Annotated in this window: 19 protein-coding genes; 1 reads left to right on the plus strand and 18 read right to left on the minus strand. The window is 38.1% G+C overall.

Translation table 11 applies throughout. The features are described 5' to 3' along the window. The 4 genes from bshB1 to V7108_RS02125 are packed head-to-tail and all read right to left on the minus strand — an operon-like array spanning position 1 to position 2,285. Positions 1-711 (minus strand): bacillithiol biosynthesis deacetylase BshB1, encoded by a 711-nt coding sequence (gene bshB1 / locus V7108_RS02110; RefSeq protein WP_335567265.1) that lies wholly within the window; start codon positions 709-711, stop codon positions 1-3. Beyond that, on the minus strand, positions 701-1,120 hold the full coding sequence (mgsA, locus tag V7108_RS02115) for a methylglyoxal synthase (RefSeq protein WP_335519748.1): 420 nt from the start codon (positions 1,118-1,120) through the stop codon (positions 701-703). The genes bshB1 and mgsA overlap by 11 nt, the downstream gene beginning before the upstream one ends. Positions 1,121-1,130: 10 nt before the next feature. Then, entirely contained in the window at positions 1,131-1,934 is an 804-nt protein-coding gene (gene dapB, locus V7108_RS02120) for a 4-hydroxy-tetrahydrodipicolinate reductase (RefSeq protein ID WP_335519745.1), read from the minus strand. Between the two features lie 6 nt (positions 1,935-1,940). Next, positions 1,941-2,285 carry a nucleotide pyrophosphohydrolase gene (locus tag V7108_RS02125; protein ID WP_335519742.1) on the minus strand — a complete coding sequence of 115 codons (345 nt, stop codon included), beginning with the start codon at positions 2,283-2,285 and terminating at the stop codon, positions 1,941-1,943. Positions 2,286-2,463: 178 nt separating this feature from the next. Here V7108_RS02125 and V7108_RS02130 point away from each other — a divergent pair, with 178 nt between their 5' ends. Beyond that, positions 2,464-3,336, plus strand: coding sequence for a YitT family protein (locus V7108_RS02130; RefSeq protein ID WP_335519739.1), 873 nt, complete (start codon positions 2,464-2,466; stop codon positions 3,334-3,336). A 28-nt stretch (positions 3,337-3,364) separates the two neighbouring features. Here the strand turns inward: V7108_RS02130 and V7108_RS02135 are convergent, their stop codons facing one another. From V7108_RS02135 to aroH, 14 genes are all read right to left on the minus strand, one after another. Further along, positions 3,365-4,045 (minus strand): zinc metallopeptidase, encoded by a 681-nt coding sequence (locus tag V7108_RS02135; protein ID WP_335519736.1) that lies wholly within the window; start codon positions 4,043-4,045, stop codon positions 3,365-3,367. A 55-nt stretch (positions 4,046-4,100) separates the two neighbouring features. Next, positions 4,101-4,895: a sporulation protein YpjB gene (gene ypjB / locus V7108_RS02140; protein ID WP_335519733.1), complete on the minus strand. Its 795-nt coding sequence runs from the start codon at positions 4,893-4,895 to the stop codon at positions 4,101-4,103. A gap of 78 nt (positions 4,896-4,973) precedes the next feature. Then, complete coding sequence (locus V7108_RS02145) at positions 4,974-5,567, minus strand: DUF1405 domain-containing protein (protein ID WP_335567266.1); 594 nt, start codon at positions 5,565-5,567, stop codon at positions 4,974-4,976. Positions 5,568-5,632: 65 nt separating this feature from the next. Further along, a complete protein-coding gene (locus V7108_RS02150) occupies positions 5,633-6,406 on the minus strand; it encodes a menaquinol-cytochrome c reductase cytochrome b/c subunit (RefSeq protein WP_335519728.1) in 774 nt (257 codons plus the stop codon). A 65-nt stretch (positions 6,407-6,471) separates the two neighbouring features. Beyond that, the gene (gene qcrB / locus V7108_RS02155; RefSeq protein WP_335567267.1) at positions 6,472-7,146 is read right to left on the minus strand and encodes a menaquinol-cytochrome c reductase cytochrome b subunit; all 675 of its coding nucleotides are present in this window, start codon (positions 7,144-7,146) and stop codon (positions 6,472-6,474) included. A 3-nt stretch (positions 7,147-7,149) separates the two neighbouring features. Further along, complete coding sequence (locus V7108_RS02160) at positions 7,150-7,659, minus strand: ubiquinol-cytochrome c reductase iron-sulfur subunit (protein WP_335519722.1); 510 nt, start codon at positions 7,657-7,659, stop codon at positions 7,150-7,152. 140 nt (positions 7,660-7,799) lie between these two features. Further along, a complete protein-coding gene (locus V7108_RS02165) occupies positions 7,800-8,264 on the minus strand; it encodes a YpiF family protein (protein WP_335567268.1) in 465 nt (154 codons plus the stop codon). A gap of 109 nt (positions 8,265-8,373) precedes the next feature. Next, positions 8,374-8,940, minus strand: coding sequence for a ReoY family proteolytic degradation factor (locus tag V7108_RS02170; RefSeq protein ID WP_335567269.1), 567 nt, complete (start codon positions 8,938-8,940; stop codon positions 8,374-8,376). Positions 8,941-8,976: 36 nt separating this feature from the next. After that, positions 8,977-10,242: a tetratricopeptide repeat protein gene (locus V7108_RS02175; RefSeq protein WP_335567270.1), complete on the minus strand. Its 1,266-nt coding sequence runs from the start codon at positions 10,240-10,242 to the stop codon at positions 8,977-8,979. A 26-nt stretch (positions 10,243-10,268) separates the two neighbouring features. After that, positions 10,269-11,171, minus strand: a complete 903-nt coding sequence (locus V7108_RS02180; protein ID WP_335567271.1) for a hypothetical protein — start codon at positions 11,169-11,171, stop codon at positions 10,269-10,271. Between the two features lie 103 nt (positions 11,172-11,274). After that, positions 11,275-12,564: a 3-phosphoshikimate 1-carboxyvinyltransferase gene (gene aroA, locus V7108_RS02185; RefSeq protein ID WP_335516110.1), complete on the minus strand. Its 1,290-nt coding sequence runs from the start codon at positions 12,562-12,564 to the stop codon at positions 11,275-11,277. 24 nt (positions 12,565-12,588) lie between these two features. Then, positions 12,589-13,698 carry a prephenate dehydrogenase gene (locus V7108_RS02190; protein ID WP_335516111.1) on the minus strand — a complete coding sequence of 370 codons (1,110 nt, stop codon included), beginning with the start codon at positions 13,696-13,698 and terminating at the stop codon, positions 12,589-12,591. An 11-nt stretch (positions 13,699-13,709) separates the two neighbouring features. Beyond that, positions 13,710-14,822 (minus strand): histidinol-phosphate transaminase, encoded by a 1,113-nt coding sequence (gene hisC / locus V7108_RS02195; RefSeq protein ID WP_335516113.1) that lies wholly within the window; start codon positions 14,820-14,822, stop codon positions 13,710-13,712. A 36-nt stretch (positions 14,823-14,858) separates the two neighbouring features. Further along, complete coding sequence (aroH, locus tag V7108_RS02200) at positions 14,859-15,233, minus strand: chorismate mutase (protein WP_335516116.1); 375 nt, start codon at positions 15,231-15,233, stop codon at positions 14,859-14,861. Positions 15,234-15,382 lie beyond the last annotated feature (149 nt).

Here is a 15,382-nt window from a genome sequence, read left to right on the forward strand (position 1 = left end):
TTAATCTCCCATCAAATCTCGATTCAAGAGGATTGGTACTTTTGATTTAAAACCTTCCGCAAATTGGACACCAACTTGTTGACCGAATAATCTTTCCCTTGCCTCCACCGTTTCAATATACCCATTTACAAGCGGTGTATTGACACTTGTTTCTGTTTGTTCAAATTGGCTTTCATATGCTCTCAAGGCTGCCAGCTTCCGTTCAATGGTTGTTGAGATATCCATTGTGAAATCTGGCTTATGGAAGCCATTGATCATATAAAAATACACGTTTGTAACCTTATGGGGTTTTTGAAAATCCTCTGTTTGGTATTTTCTTATGCCCGCGGAAAAGACCGCCTCTTCAATAAGGCGGGCACAGTTTCCATGATCAGGATGGCGGTCTTCAAAATAGGGAGCAAAGACAATTTGAGGTTGATACCTTCTAATTACTGCTGCAATTTTTTTTATAAATTCCTCCTGGAGAAGGAGTCCTCTATCTGGAAAACCGAGTGACAACCTTTCCGTCACACCTAATATTTCAGCTGCTTTATTGGCTTCCTCTTTCCTTAACTCAATAGTCCCATTTGAAGAAAGCTGCGCTTCGGTTAAATCACATATTCCTACCCTTTTTCCACTTGCTGTCAATTTTGCAATACTTCCTCCCATGCCGATTTCTACATCATCAGCATGAGCACCGAACGCTAGTATATGTAAAGGTTTATCGCTCATCACTTTCACCAGTCTCGTGGACAATATTTCTCCATTCTAGGAAGCCTTCATCTAAGCCTCTTATCAAAAGTTCGGCGGTCCCCATATTAGTTGCAAGGGGAATGGAATATACGTCACAAAGGCGGACTAATGCAGTTACATCAGGTTCATGCGGCTGTGCAGTTAGCGGATCACGAAAAAAGAAAATTGCATCCATTTTATTTTTTGCAATCATTGCCCCGATTTCTTGATCCCCACCTAATGGTCCAGATTGAAACCTGGTAACAGGTAACCCAGTAGCTTCTTGAATTCTCATCCCTGTAGTTCCGGTCGCAAAAAGTGTATGCTCTGAAAAGATTGTTTGATAGGCTGTTGTAAATTGAACTAGGTCATTTTTTTTATTATCATGTGCAATTAAGGCTATATTCATGGTAGTACCCCTATTCTAAAATGTTTTCAAGTCCATAGACAAAATTATCTTGCTTCATTACTGTCTCAACTGCTATTTTTACACCTGACATAAACGAGGCACGGTTATAGGAATCATGGCGAATCGTTAATGTTTGACCGTCTGCTCCAAATAAAACCTGTTGATGGGCAATTAGACCTGGAAGTCTGACTGAATGGATATGCATTCCATCAACCTCGGCCCCCCTTGCTCCACTTATCGTTTCCTTCTCGTCTGGATGACCCTGCTGTTTGGATTCCCTTACTGCAGTGATCATTTCTGCCGTTTTCACAGCTGTACCTGAAGGAGCGTCTAGTTTTTTGTCGTGATGCAGTTCAATGATTTCGACATCATTAAAATATTTTGCTGCCATTTGCGAAAACTTCATCATTAGCACTGCACCTAGTGCAAAATTTGGAGCAATAATACATCCAAGTTTTTTGTCCTTACAAATTCCTTCTAACTCTTCCAAATCTTTTTTTGTAAACCCAGTAGTACCAACAACAGGTCTTACATGATGAAGAAGTGCTGTTCTGGCATGATACATTCCCACCTCTGGTGTCGTTAAGTCAATTAAAACATCACACTCTACACTTTGCAGGCATGTCTCGATATTCGTAAAAATCGGTACATTCTTTACTGCGTGGAATCCTTCGAGATCACTTAACATATGACCATCATATTTATAATCGATAACAGCCTTTAACTCAAAATGTTCGGTATTGGTTACCATTTTGACGGCCTCGCTGCCCATCCGTCCCCGTGGCCCCGCAATTATAATTTTCACCTTACTCACACTCTCTCACTCCTGATCCTTATTTTCTATCCTTGTCCAACGATCCTTGTCCCTAGTATTAAATTTATTCATTACGTAGTCGTGTGCATCTTCCAAGTCAATATGTAATGAATTGGCTAAGCAAATAATGACGAAAAGAAGATCTCCTAACTCCTCCTCGATAGCCTTTTCAGTTTCGCTGGATTTCTTTGGTTTTTCACCATAATAATGATTTACTTCTCTAGCCAGTTCACCTAGTTCTTCAGTGAGTCTTGCTACCATTGCAAGAGGACTAAAATAACCTTCTTTAAATTGGCTTATGTATGTATCTACTTCTGTTTGCATGTCTTTGATAGATTTTCCATTGATCATACACACTCACCTCGTTAAACAATTTACTTACTAAATACATTATCTAAATTAAGCTAGTTTTACAAATATTTTTGTATTAAGTATATACCTTCCTTACCAAAATTGCTCTTCTATTGTTAATCCGCTATAATAAAATCCGCTGGTTAAATGAAATAATTGGAAGAGGAGGCAGGATAATATGTTATTTGGACTTAAAATGAAAAATATATTATTTATCTTAATAGGTACAGCCATTATGTCTTTTGGACTTGTACATTTTAATATGCAAAATAAACTAGCTGAAGGCGGTTTTACAGGTATAACCCTTCTACTTTATTTCATGTTCAAATGGGATCCCTCTTATACAAACTTACTTTTAAATATTCCTCTCTTTTTTATCGGTTGGAAATTACTCGGGAGAAATGCTTTCTTATATACCATTCTTGGCACGGTTGGTATCTCTGTGTTTTTATGGATTTTTCAACGTTACTCGATTGAAATGCCGCTAAAGGACGATTTATTATTAGCTGCATTATTTGCCGGTGTCTTTCTCGGAATCGGATTAGGGATTATCTTCCGTTATGGCGGGACCACTGGCGGCGTTGATATTATTGCAAGACTTGTTCAGAAATACGCCGGCTGGAGCATGGGAAGGACAATGTTTATCTTCGATATTTGTGTTATTGGCGCTTCTGTTCTTACATATTTGAATTATAGAGAAGCCATGTACACCCTGGTGGCAGTATTTATCGGGGCTAGAGTGATTGATTTCATTCAAGAAGGAGCCTATACGGCAAGAGGGGCAATGATTGTCTCGGAGAAAAATGAAGATATAGCAAAGAAGATTATGGAGGAAATGGACCGGGGTGTTACTGTTCTCAAAGGGTATGGTTCTTTTACAAAATTGGAACGCGAAGTTTTATATTGTGTTGTCGCTAAGAATGAGATTGTGCGCTTGAAAAATTTAATAACTTCCGTTGACCCTCATGCTTTTGTTTCCGTAACAGTAGTCCATGATGTCCATGGAGAAGGATTTACACTAGACGAAAATAAGAAGCCCATAGAAATTTAAAAAAGCAATGTCCGTTTGTGACATTGCTTTATTCATTACTTCTATTCATACCTGTGAAAATGAGGACTAGCCTTAGTAACTCTAATACCGCTACCGCGGCAGCTGCTACGTAGGTTAATGCGGCTGCATTTAAAACTTTCCTAGCATTACGCTCCTCCTCGTTCCGAATGAATCCCAACGAGACGACTTGGTCCATAGCACGATTAGAAGCATTAAATTCAACTGGTAATGTGATTACTTGAAAGAGAACCGCTGCTGCCATAAAAATAATTCCTGCTAACAACAAGCCGCTCATTTGAAAAAAGATTCCGATCAAAACAAGGACCCACGAAAAGTTTGACCCAATATTGGCTACTGGGACTAATGCGTGGCGAAAGCGTAAAAAAGTATAGCGCTCGGCATCCTGAATAGCATGTCCACATTCATGTGCAGCGATAGCGGTTGAAGCGATGGAATGACCCCGGAAATTTTCAGGAGATAACCTCACTGTTTTTGTTCTTGGGTCATAGTGGTCACTTAAAAACCCTCTGCCCTCTTCAACACCAACATTAAAAAGACCATTTGAATTAAGTACCTCTCTCGCAACTTCTGCTCCGGTTCGATAGGATGAATTGGCTATACGAGAATATTTGATATACGTACCCTTTACCCTAAATTGGGCCCATAATGGTACCAAAATAATTATTAAAAAATAAAGTAAAAATAACATAGTGAACCTCCAGTATTCTACGGGTGTAATCAACTTGTTGAAGTTCAAATTAAGATTAATCCTTATGAACTCTAGAACGGTTCATTCTGGCTTCTTTCTCACCCTGGTATTTTCTCCATCCAACATACGATAGGGTTAAAATGATAATGCTGCCGGTTGAGATGATTACCCACCATAAAGACGGGTCTGCCTCATCCTCATCCATGTTTTCAAATAAATCTTTTAAATCCATTTCTAAACTTTCTAATTCTTCCAGGGTTTTTACGTTATGAACAACTTCTGATCGATATTCATCAATGAAATTGATACGTGCATCAATTCTTTGAATATTTTCTGCAGATACATCAATTTTCATACTCGGATATATAATGTTGTATAAGGACATAAACGTATTAAAATTAGAGTGAAAATGTGCGGAATCGCCAATATTTGCCGCTTCTCTTGCTTCTCGGAAGGCATCCATAATTTGATTCTCCATCTCCGTCCATAATGGTTGATGGCTAGTAGCAATGGCATCCACCACAAGACGAAATTTTGTCAGTCTTAGAACCCTTTCCTCATACTCCATATTTGAACTCGCAGCTGCCTCTAAAGCTTCATCATGGGATACTGTAATAATTCTCTGTTCATCCATGGAAAATGGATGTTCCTTGTTAGAGATGTCAGAAAATTGTTCTGAAAAATAATCTAACAATTTTTTTCCATCTTCATATCTCTGAAATTTAATCATTTGAAGTGCTTCATCAGAGATATTATCGAGCTTCTCTATCGGTCTATGCCCGTGGGCATAGGCCGTCATGGGAGTCAGCATAACGACAATTAAGAATACTAGTAACCATTTATACTTCAAACCTTGTCCCCCCTATCATTACTAATAAAATGTATGAACGGGTGGACAAGGTTAGACCATCTTTTATCCTATCATTAACTATTTTAGTTCTAGTTGGAATCGTTTTGGGCGTATCACAAAATAATAGCCGATAGCAATCGATAAAACTGATAGCCAAAATGTAAAATAACCAATTTTTGGTGTAAATTCATTTAACATATGATATCTCGGAAGCATGAAAAAGACATAGTCAATTACATCATTATGTAATGTCCAAATCGCAGCCACCAGCAAATGCACCCATTTAAAACGATAAAAAGGGGCGTAGAGCAAAGCTTGAACAGCCATGGCAAAATGAGATAAAGCCAACATTAGTCCGATCCAGTCTAATTCACCTTGTATGATAAAAACAAGAGAATTCATTACCACCGCCCAAATTCCATATTTAAATAAGGTAACAATCGCGAGAGATTCCATAAGCGGCCAATTCTTTTTCAACAGAAAGGCTGCTAATACAAAGACAAAAAACAAACTAGCAGTTGGACTATCAGGAACAAATAGAAGGAAAATCGGTGGTGTTTCTTTTAATTGCCAGCCATACCACACATATCCGTAAGCAGTTCCAGCAATATTGATGACTAACAAAATCCATAAAAATGATCTGTGTGCTAAGAGAGGATAAATGCGGTTCACTACTAATTCCTCTTTTCTATTTAATAATAAAAGCTGACGAAAGTCCGTCAGCTTTTATGATCTAGTTATTTACCTAAGCCTGAGATGTATTCAGAAAGCTTTTTAAGCTGTTCGTCATCACCTTTAAAGACTCCTGGCGGCATAGTTCCTATACCTTCTTTTGCAATTTTTGCAATTTCGTCAGCAGATAATCCAGTATCAATTAAAGTTGGCGCACCAGCACCACCCTGGAAGGCATCACCATGACAAGTGATACAAGTATTGTCTGAAGCAATCTGATATTCTTCCGACGTCTTATCAATTTCAACATCAGCCACAATCTTTCCATATTCTTTTGCAGCTTCCCAATCGTGGGTAGAAGCAGACTGCCATGTTAAAAATGTAATAGCAGCTAATGCCAAAAGCATAAAGCCAGTTGCAAGTGGACGCTTGCTCGGACGGCGCTCTGGTCCACGATCTAAGAACGGAGCTAATAGTAATGCTCCAAAAGCTAGTCCAGGGATAACCATTGCACCAACTACAGTATAAGGTCCAGCTGCAAACTCATACTTCAGTAATTGATATAAGAACAAGAAATACCAGTCCGGCATTGGAACATATCCTGTATCTGACGGATCCGCTATCCTTTCAAGTGGACTCGGATGTGCTACTGTTAAACTTAAAAAGCCGACAAGAAATACTGCACCTACCAACCATTCTTTCAAAAGGAAATTAGGCCAAAATGCCTCTGTTTTACCAGGGTATTCTGAGTAATCTTTCGGAATATTCTTTTTCGTACGGACCTCTGGCGCCAATACACGAGAGTCACCTACGAACTTCATTCCTTTACCGCGATGCATCGAACAATCCCCCTCCTTTATTCGTAAATTTAGAAAATTAATATTTCGGAATCAAATTGAGAGTATTATAGTGGTCCAGAAATACCCTGTTTACGAATCATCATGAAATGAGCTGCCATTAAGCCAAATAATGCAGCAGGCAAGAAGAACACGTGAATCGCAAAGAATCTAGTTAAGGTTTGAGCACCTACAATGGTCTCATGGCCCGAAAGCAGAGTTTTTAAGTAAACTCCAATAAACGGTACTGCTTCAATAATTTGAAGCGTAACCTTCGTTGCAAACAACGCTTTCATATCCCAAGGTAATAAATAACCTGTTAAACCTAAAGCTAGCATGATGAAGAAAATAAGAACTCCGACAATCCAGTTAAGTTCACGAGGCTTTTTGTATGCGCCTTGGAAGAAAACGCGTAATGTATGTAAGAACATCATTACAATAACTAAACTTGCACCCCAGTGGTGCATACCGCGTACGATTCGTCCGAAAGCTACTTGGTTTTGAAGGTAGAATACGGATTCCCACGCGTTTTTAATATCTGGTACATAATACATCGTTAAGAACATACCAGAAAGAATTTGAATAACTGTTACAAAAAACGTTAGACCGCCAAAGCAATAAACAAACGCAGAAAAGTGATGCGCAGGATTTACATGCTCAGGGACTTCATGGTCTGCGATATCGCGCCACAAAGGCGTAATATCTAAACGTTCATCTACCCAATCGTAAATTTTGTTTAACAATGATTACGCCTCCTTCGTCCGTGGTTCAGCTTTTCCTAAATAAAGTAAACCGTCTTTTTCTTGTAATGGATATACATCTAGTGGTGCAATTGGCGGAGTACCCTTGACGTTTGTTCCATCTTTTGTATAACGTCCAAAGTGACATGGACAGAAGAATTCATCCGGATATTCTTTGTCAGTCCCCCAAGCAACCGTACAACCTAAGTGTTTACATACCGGTGACAGGGCTACAATATTATCTTGTTCATCCTTATACACCCAGGCAGTATTTGTCACTTCTGAAGTATACCATGCATCCTTTTGTTCAAACGTGAAATCAACCCGTTGTGGTTCCGCAGTGATATCGGAAATTTTCAATGGAGTTGCAACAAAATCTCCGCCTGCTTCAGCCGTTAAAACTGGATCAATGGCAAATCGAACCATTGGCATTAACATTCCTGCTGCCATAAACCCGCCTACACCTGTAAGAGTGTAACTTAAAAATTGTCTTCTTGAAACACGATGCTTACTCATGCTTATCCCCCCTCTATTCACAAGTTAAGTCCATCGGACATAAATTAAACACATATAAAACTAGGACATAACCATGATATATCAATCTTTATCCTAGGTCAATATCATACTATTTTAAAAACATATTTAATCTCAAAGAATTACAAATTTTCATGCCATTTTTGAGTAAACAGGCTTAAGAGTTGTTTTACTTGGCTCTCAATCATTGAAACTTTCTGGGAATCATTTAAGTGCTCCAGAGGTAAAGATGGGAGCCAAATTAATGGACCTGTCAACTCCTTCTCATATTTTTTCCAATCGCTGTCAGAGGTTATGTAAAAAATATACTTAAAATCATTTTTTTCGATATTAGCTTCCCAGTTTTTCAACTTACCAAACACGTCTTCTAGGTCGTCACTTTTCAAGAATGTAAATGGAGGAAACAACATCAATCGTCCAGTGAATTGCCTTTCTAAATAATTGGTTAACAAGGTAATAAATTCAGTACTTGAGGCAGATTGTTTCATTTCATTTCCAAATGATACCGATATTAAGGGAATTACTGCTGTATCCACGTACTCTTTTGCGGTTAAATAGGTTTCTACATCCTTCGAGACCCACTTCATTATGACACCAGCCTTCTTTCAAATCATTACTCCTATCATATCAAAATTTATTGGACAACCGCAAAGAAAATATAGAAATCCACGGAAATCAATAAAAATGGAAGCCTGCTTAGCGCAAGCTTCCATTCTTCTCTGCTTCTTTTAGTTGATTTAGCTGTTCCGTTAAGGCACAGAAGGCGATTTTGTCCTGCTTATCGAGTGCATCATCAATTAATTGAAGCAACTTCTCTCGTTGAAACCTTTCAATACTATTCTGTAAAAATTGCTCTGCTAATACTCCGTCTTTTTCATTTACTTGAAGGTGTTTTGGGACAAATGGATTTTCCTCTAATACTGCAGCATATTGGTGAGCTTGATTTGATGCATGAAAGTTTAATTGAATAAAAATGTCCTCATCACGATTTAACCGAATATCATGAAAGGATTTTTCAGCATCAGTTGTCATCACATTTTCTTTATAAAAACGAAATGGTACTTTATCAACGCAGTGTGTTGACATGATCAGCCCACGCGGACAATACTGTGCTTGTTCTACAAAATGAACCTTCTCCATTAATTGGTCGTGACTCATTAAATAATTTAGAATCCAAACACACTCTCTACGTTTTAATTGATAATGATTTAAAAACCAACGAATAAAGTCCTTTTTCTCGTTGACAGAAACAGGGGTTGCCATATGATAGTTTCCCTCCTCTGTATATTCAGCTTTTTATTACTTCTCTCTACTAATTAGACGGTCAAGCAAATCAGCATACTCTCCATTTGTTGGATCACCTTTTTGTAACTGTTTAAAAATTTCGGCAGCAAGGTCGGTTTTTCCTTCCTCAATTAAAAAATATCCGTAATCGTTCAAAAATGCTTCATTATCCTTAAAAAAATTATATGCACTTTCATATTTGTCTAATGCATAGGAATATTCCTCTAACTTATCATATGCAAGAGCAGAATCCCATAGGAGCTGGGGTTCCTCATCTTCAACAATGTCCAACTGTGAAATTAAATCGATAACTGCCTCATACCTCTCTTCCTGAAAAAAGAGCTTATTCAAAGTTAGTGCTGCTTCTGTAAAGCCTGGATCTAATGCTAGTGCCTCCCGAAAATATTGTTCAGCTTGCTCTGGCATGCCAAGTTTGATGGCAATTTTGCCGCCATAGAAAAACAAATCCTTATTAAACTCATCCTGACTAATTCCTTCTTGTATAGCCTTTAAGCTATTTTCAAGCTCTTCTTCCCGTTCATATGCTTTTGCTAGATGTAAATAGAGGGAATGGTATTCTGGATCCAGCCCTTTTAATTCCTCAAACTTCTCAATCGAAGTTCGATTATATCCTGCTTGAAGCGCTGTAAAAGCATAGCCAAATAACGTATTAATCTCTACCCTCTCATCGATTGCTTTGTCATAAAAGGCTAATGCTTCCTCAAATTCTCCCGAAGCGCTTAGGAGCTCAGCCATTCGTTGATAAATACTCACACCGGCGACTTCAATCTGCTCCTTTAGAACAGCTTCATATGATTTCAAGGCCTTTGTTACTTCACCTTGTTCACTATAAAGTTCGCCTAGGGCAAAATCAATAATCACCTCATCAGGCAATAGATCCTTTGCTTTTTGCAGTTTACTTTCACATACCTCATATAAACCTAGAACTTGATATAAGTCAGCTAACAGCAATAGAGATTGTCCAAAGCTAGGGTCATGTTCAGAAATTTTCTCTAATACAAGAATTGCTTGTTCCTCATCACCGGACTCGACTACTATTTCAGCCAGCAGGACGAGTAGTTCGCCTTCTTCGGGATATATTGCTAAAAGGTTTTCGACGAGCGCCTTGGATTCGGCTAAAAATCCATACTGGAACATTTCTTCAGCAAGAAGGAATTTTTCATCGGGCTGACCTTTTGTTAATACAACATTATATTCATTTATAGCTTCATTATGTTGGCCGTTTTCCAACATTGTAATAATTTTGTCTACTCTGTCCATAATCTTTATCCTCTCGGTTCCCTTGATTAACTTAAATAAAAATAAGACGGGGTTCGCACCTTAACATATTCTCCATTTCCAGGTTTAAATAAAACTTTTTCCCCTGCTCGTATTACTTGTCCCTTACTAACTGTTACTACAAGTCTATCACTATGATAATGAAATAATGCTGCTTCATCAACATTCATGATTTCTCGAGCTTTATAAAATAAATTGTAGCTTACTTCGGATCCATGCAGTAAACTTGCCTTTTGCGGGTATAATCCTAGTTTGTTCAGCAAAGGAACGGATAATGGGTGATTTTCTTTAACCTCTTCAAGAATAGAAGGAATTTTTTCATTTTCCATTATTAACTTCCATTTCGACACAACCTTCCTTGGTTCCTTCTTTACATCCTTAGAAATTATTGGGACAAGCGGACAATTATACGGAAAGAGCGCCTCTCGTATCCATCCCCAAGGAATTTCACTAAATTCAGCCATATCATCAATCTCAATAAAAATGGCCGGAACCCTTTCTTTTTTACACTTTCTAATAAAGGAGGGAGTTAATATTCTTAATGGAATTTTTACACTGATGAGAAAATCGATTGGACTGCTGACAAGAGATGTTTTGGTTTCTTTTATTTTTTCTGACAATTCACTTTCGTAAGAAATCGTAATATAGGTAAGGAATGTAGTACATCCCTTTAGAAGGAAGTTCTCAATCATGTATTTTCGAAATTCCTGAAAGGGAGCATTAAGAGGGATTTTACTGTCTAAAATTACATAAGCTGGAGTCATGATAAAAGGTTCTGCATTCATTCTCATTAACTTATTATGGTGAATTCGATTTTGCTTTACAGCAATTTGTGTTCCCTCGATTAAAAGGGATGATTGTGTAAGTTTAGTCTCTTTTAAAATATTGGCATTTTCAATGATATATCCCATCTTACCACCCTTTCCACAGCTTTGCCTCTTTAAGACAAGCTATGTGTCAGCTGTAGAAACTATGACAGGAAAAATCATGTAAAAAAGCCGCCGAGTGGCAGCTTTATTTTTTTAGGCTATTTAAATGACCGAAGAAATTTGGGTAGGAAACTGAAATGGCTTCTGGGTTTTCCAGCTCAACATGATCTTTGCATAGCAAAGATGCAATTGCAAGCATCATACCAATTCTATGGTCACCATGGCTGGATACAGTTCCTCCTTTGAGAGAGGCACCTCCATGAATAATCATTCCGTCTTCGGTTGCTTCTATTGAAGCACCTAGTTTTGTTAGTTCTTGCACAACTGTATCAATTCGATTTGTTTCTTTCACTTTAAGCTCCGAGGCGTCTTTTATAATCGTTGTCCCTTCGGCTTGTGTCGCTAATAAGGCAATGATTGGAATTTCATCGATAAGTCTTGGGATTACATCCCCCTCAACGACAGTCCCTCTTAAACTTGAAGTTTTAATTGTAATATCACCAGCTGGTTCAAAAGAATCTTTATCATGGTTATGAATCTCGATTGCAGCTCCCATTTGATTCATAACCTCAATGATACCTGTCCTTGTAGGATTAAGACCAACATTCTTTAGAACAATTTCACTGTCAGGTACAATCGCTCCAGCAACTAGGAAAAACGCAGCGGAAGAAATATCTCCAGGAACATGGATATCAGAAGCGTAAAGCTTTTGACCGCCTTTTACCGTAATCGTACGATTATCTTTCTGAATTTCACCGCCAAACTTCCGGATCATTCTTTCCGTATGGTCGCGTGATTCAGCTTTTTCAATGATCGTTGACTCTCCCTCAGCTTGTAAACCGGCAAGAATAAGAGCTGACTTGACCTGAGCACTTGCCACAGGCATTTTATAATGAATCGGTTTTAAGCTGCCGCCACGCACGCTGAGGGGGGTAAACTCACCACTTTTACGGCCATCGATTTTTGCACCCATCGTTTTGAGCGGTTCTGTTACCCTAGTCATCGGTCTTTTACCAATTGAATGGTCACCTATAAGAGAAGAGTGGAATGGTCTCCCTGCTAAAATACCTAATAATAGTCGAATCGTTGTTCCAGAATTACCAACGTCCAATAGGTCATTAGGTTCCTTTAACCCATCAAACCCGTTTCCATAAATGGTTATTTCATTTTCATTTTCTTCAATTACGACCCCTAATTTTCTAAAACAGGAAATCGTGCTCAAACAATCATCACCGGGAAGAAAATTCGTTACCCTTGTAACTCCATCGGCTATGGAGCCAAACATTACTGATCGATGAGAAATTGATTTATCCCCAGGTATTTCAATAACACCTTTTAAGCCTTTCACTGTTGGCTGTAATTCTATTATTTCCATGTAATCACCCATATTCAAATCAATTTATATTCCAATTGAGGTTGCGTAGCTTGAGCAATTGTGAATACATCTCTCTGCACGCTGCCTGTCCTCTTCTGTTTGAAAACTAATGACTAGTACTCCATAAATCTCATCTTCTCGTGTTTCTAAAATGCGAATATTCGTTATACTAATATTTTCTTTTGCTAAGTATCCAGTAACCTCAGAAACACTACCAGGATAATCCGGAACGTCGACAAATAGATCGTAGAATGAAGGAATTGCTCCCTTTTCTCTTACAGGCAATCCATCACGGTATTGCTTGGCCTGCTGAAAATAGCGGAAAATTTCATCACTATTTTCTTCCTCGAGTAACTCCTTCACCTCATCCATTTCTTCCTTCCATTTATCAATTAACTCTATTAAAACCTCGCGATTATGAAGTAATATATCCTTCCACATTGCAGGACTGCTAGAAGCTATCCTTGTAATATCTCTAAACCCGCCTGCTGCTAGACGTGGAATAAGACTCTCTTCATCCGCTAACCTTTCCGTTTGGCGAACAATCGAGGCTGCAATGATATGAGGGAAATGACTTACAATTCCAGTTAAATAATCATGGGTTTTGGGGGTAACACTTAAGAATTTTGCATTTGTACCTTTGAGCCATGTCTTTAACAGTTCCACTTTTGAGTTTTCAATGTGGTCCTCTGGTGTTAATAGATAAAAAGCATTCTCAAAAAGAATTTCTTTTGCAGCTGACACACCACTTTTATGGGAACCAGCCATCGGATGACCGCCAATAAAGGTGTATCCTTTATTCTTTAAACCAGCAGCATTGGCAACAATTTTACTTTTTGTACTTCCTGTATCAGTAATGATAACTTCTGGTTTTAACGATTGCTCCGACAATAAGTGAATGATCGCTTCCGTTTCAATTACTGGTGCGGAAATAATAATTAAATCTGCGGTTTTAGCTCCATCAGCTATATCATCAGCCACTTCATCAATAACACCAAGCATTTTTGCAAGCCTAGCTTGTTCTTGATTAATATCATAGCCAACAATAAAAGCATCTTTATGTTCTTTTCTAATACATAGAGCCAAGGAACCGCCAATTAACCCAAGCCCAATTACAAACACCCGGCCTATCATTGGCAGTCCCCCTAATTTCCACTGAGCTGAGCTGTATGTTGTTCAGCTAGAAATTCTCCTAACGCTTTAAGCACACCCTCATTTTGCTCTTCCGTACCAACTGTAATCCTTAAAGAGGTTGGGAATCCTAATGCTTTACCCGATCTAACAATAAAGCCTTTTTCTAAAAGAAATTGAAACCCTTTGTCTGCATCAGCATTAATATTTATTAAAATAAAATTAGTTTGAGAAGGATAATAGCTAAGCTTGTGCTGTTCACAGAATTTATAAAATTGATTTAAACCTTGTTTGTTCTTTTCTTTACAAGTTTGAACAAACTCTTGGTCACTAAGTGCAGCTTGTGCCGCCACCTGTCCAAATGAATTAACATTGAACGGTTCTCTTGCAGGTTCCAGCGCTTTAACAATCTCTTTGTTCGCAACGCCATAGCCTACCCTTAATGAGGAAATACCATATATTTTAGAAAAAGTTCGTAACACGATTAGATTGGGATATGAGCGTGTTAATTCAATTGAATTATAATAATCATCTGCAAAAACGTATTCATAATACGCTTCATCGAGGACTACTAAAACATCGGAAGAGACCTTATCCAAGAATGCAATTAATTTATTTTCTGATACATATGTACCCGTTGGATTATTAGGGCTGCATACCCAGACAACATTCGTCTGATCATCGATGGCATTATACATTTTCTCTAAATCATGTTGACCATCAAGTAAAGGGATTTCCCTTATCTCTGCTCCTTCAATTACCGCATTATGTTTGTATTGCGAGAAGGAAGGGGTCGCCATTACAGTGTTAGCACCCGGATGTAAGAGAGCCCTTGAAATAATTTGAATTAGGTTATCAGAACCATTACCAAATATGAGTTCTTCTTGGCTGACATTTAAAAAAGAAGCAACGGATTCCCTTAAGTTCGTCATATAGCCATCAGGGTAAATAGGAAGGTCAGGCTGATTCCTTTCTAATGCAGAAAGTACTTTCGGAGAACACCCAAAAGGATTCTCATTAGATGCAAGTTTAACAATCTGGTCTAATTTATATTGTTTCTTAACTGATTCAATTGATTTTCCTGGCTGATATGGAGTCAGGCTTAATAACTGTTTTTTCCATCTCATTTTATCTCCACTCCATCCGTATTAATAATTTGCTTTCTACTTGGCCACAGTATTGCCTAAATCTGGTCGCAGGACCTTTGCTCCGTTTAAATAAACATGAACAACTTCTTCCTGTTTAACAGTTGTATTCACGTGCAGCATTACTCTAACGCACATTGGTAAAGAATTTATTACTGGCAATTCTCTCATACACATAACCGGTACATAAGTCCAGCCATCAAATTTACGCAGTGCTCTCGCCGGAAAGGCTGCGTTCAGGTCCTCTGTTGTTGAAATAAAAACAGAAGCAACCTGCTCTGGGAGGATATTGTTTCTCTCGATTAATTGTTTTAAAAGCTCTTCTGTTGCAGATACGATTACTTCTTCGGAATTGCTATCTACAGTGATTGCTCCCCTCATCCCTCTAATCATGACAAGTCCCTCCTTGTTTTTAATACGGCTCTTTTCTTTAACTATGATGATTTTTGAACAAGTTTAATGATTGTGCCAAGTTTCCATAGAAAAAATAATTTAATAAGAAAAGAGCCTACAAACTAAATTCTAAAGCGCAAAATTGCTAT

This window comes from Neobacillus vireti (assembly GCF_036962345.1).
GTDB lineage: Bacteria > Bacillota > Bacilli > Bacillales > Cytobacillaceae > Neobacillus > Neobacillus vireti_A.

Coding starts and splice junctions, on each gene's coding strand:
- bshB1 (WP_335567265.1), bottom strand. CDS start 711: ATGAGCGATAAACCTTTACATATACTAGCGTTCGGTGCTCATGCTGAT.
- mgsA (WP_335519748.1), bottom strand. CDS start 1,120: ATGAATATAGCCTTAATTGCACATGATAATAAAAAAAATGACCTAGTT.
- V7108_RS02125 (WP_335519742.1), bottom strand. CDS start 2,285: ATGATCAATGGAAAATCTATCAAAGACATGCAAACAGAAGTAGATACA.
- V7108_RS02130 (WP_335519739.1), top strand. CDS start 2,464: ATGTTATTTGGACTTAAAATGAAAAATATATTATTTATCTTAATAGGT.
- V7108_RS02135 (WP_335519736.1), bottom strand. CDS start 4,045: ATGTTATTTTTACTTTATTTTTTAATAATTATTTTGGTACCATTATGG.
- V7108_RS02150 (WP_335519728.1), bottom strand. CDS start 6,406: ATGCATCGCGGTAAAGGAATGAAGTTCGTAGGTGACTCTCGTGTATTG.
- V7108_RS02160 (WP_335519722.1), bottom strand. CDS start 7,659: ATGAGTAAGCATCGTGTTTCAAGAAGACAATTTTTAAGTTACACTCTT.
- V7108_RS02165 (WP_335567268.1), bottom strand. CDS start 8,264: ATGAAGTGGGTCTCGAAGGATGTAGAAACCTATTTAACCGCAAAAGAG.
- V7108_RS02170 (WP_335567269.1), bottom strand. CDS start 8,940: ATGGCAACCCCTGTTTCTGTCAACGAGAAAAAGGACTTTATTCGTTGG.
- V7108_RS02175 (WP_335567270.1), bottom strand. CDS start 10,242: ATGGACAGAGTAGACAAAATTATTACAATGTTGGAAAACGGCCAACAT.
- V7108_RS02180 (WP_335567271.1), bottom strand. CDS start 11,171: ATGGGATATATCATTGAAAATGCCAATATTTTAAAAGAGACTAAACTT.
- aroA (WP_335516110.1), bottom strand. CDS start 12,564: ATGGAAATAATAGAATTACAGCCAACAGTGAAAGGCTTAAAAGGTGTT.
- V7108_RS02190 (WP_335516111.1), bottom strand. CDS start 13,698: ATGATAGGCCGGGTGTTTGTAATTGGGCTTGGGTTAATTGGCGGTTCC.
- hisC (WP_335516113.1), bottom strand. CDS start 14,822: ATGAGATGGAAAAAACAGTTATTAAGCCTGACTCCATATCAGCCAGGA.
- aroH (WP_335516116.1), bottom strand. CDS start 15,233: ATGATTAGAGGGATGAGGGGAGCAATCACTGTAGATAGCAATTCCGAA.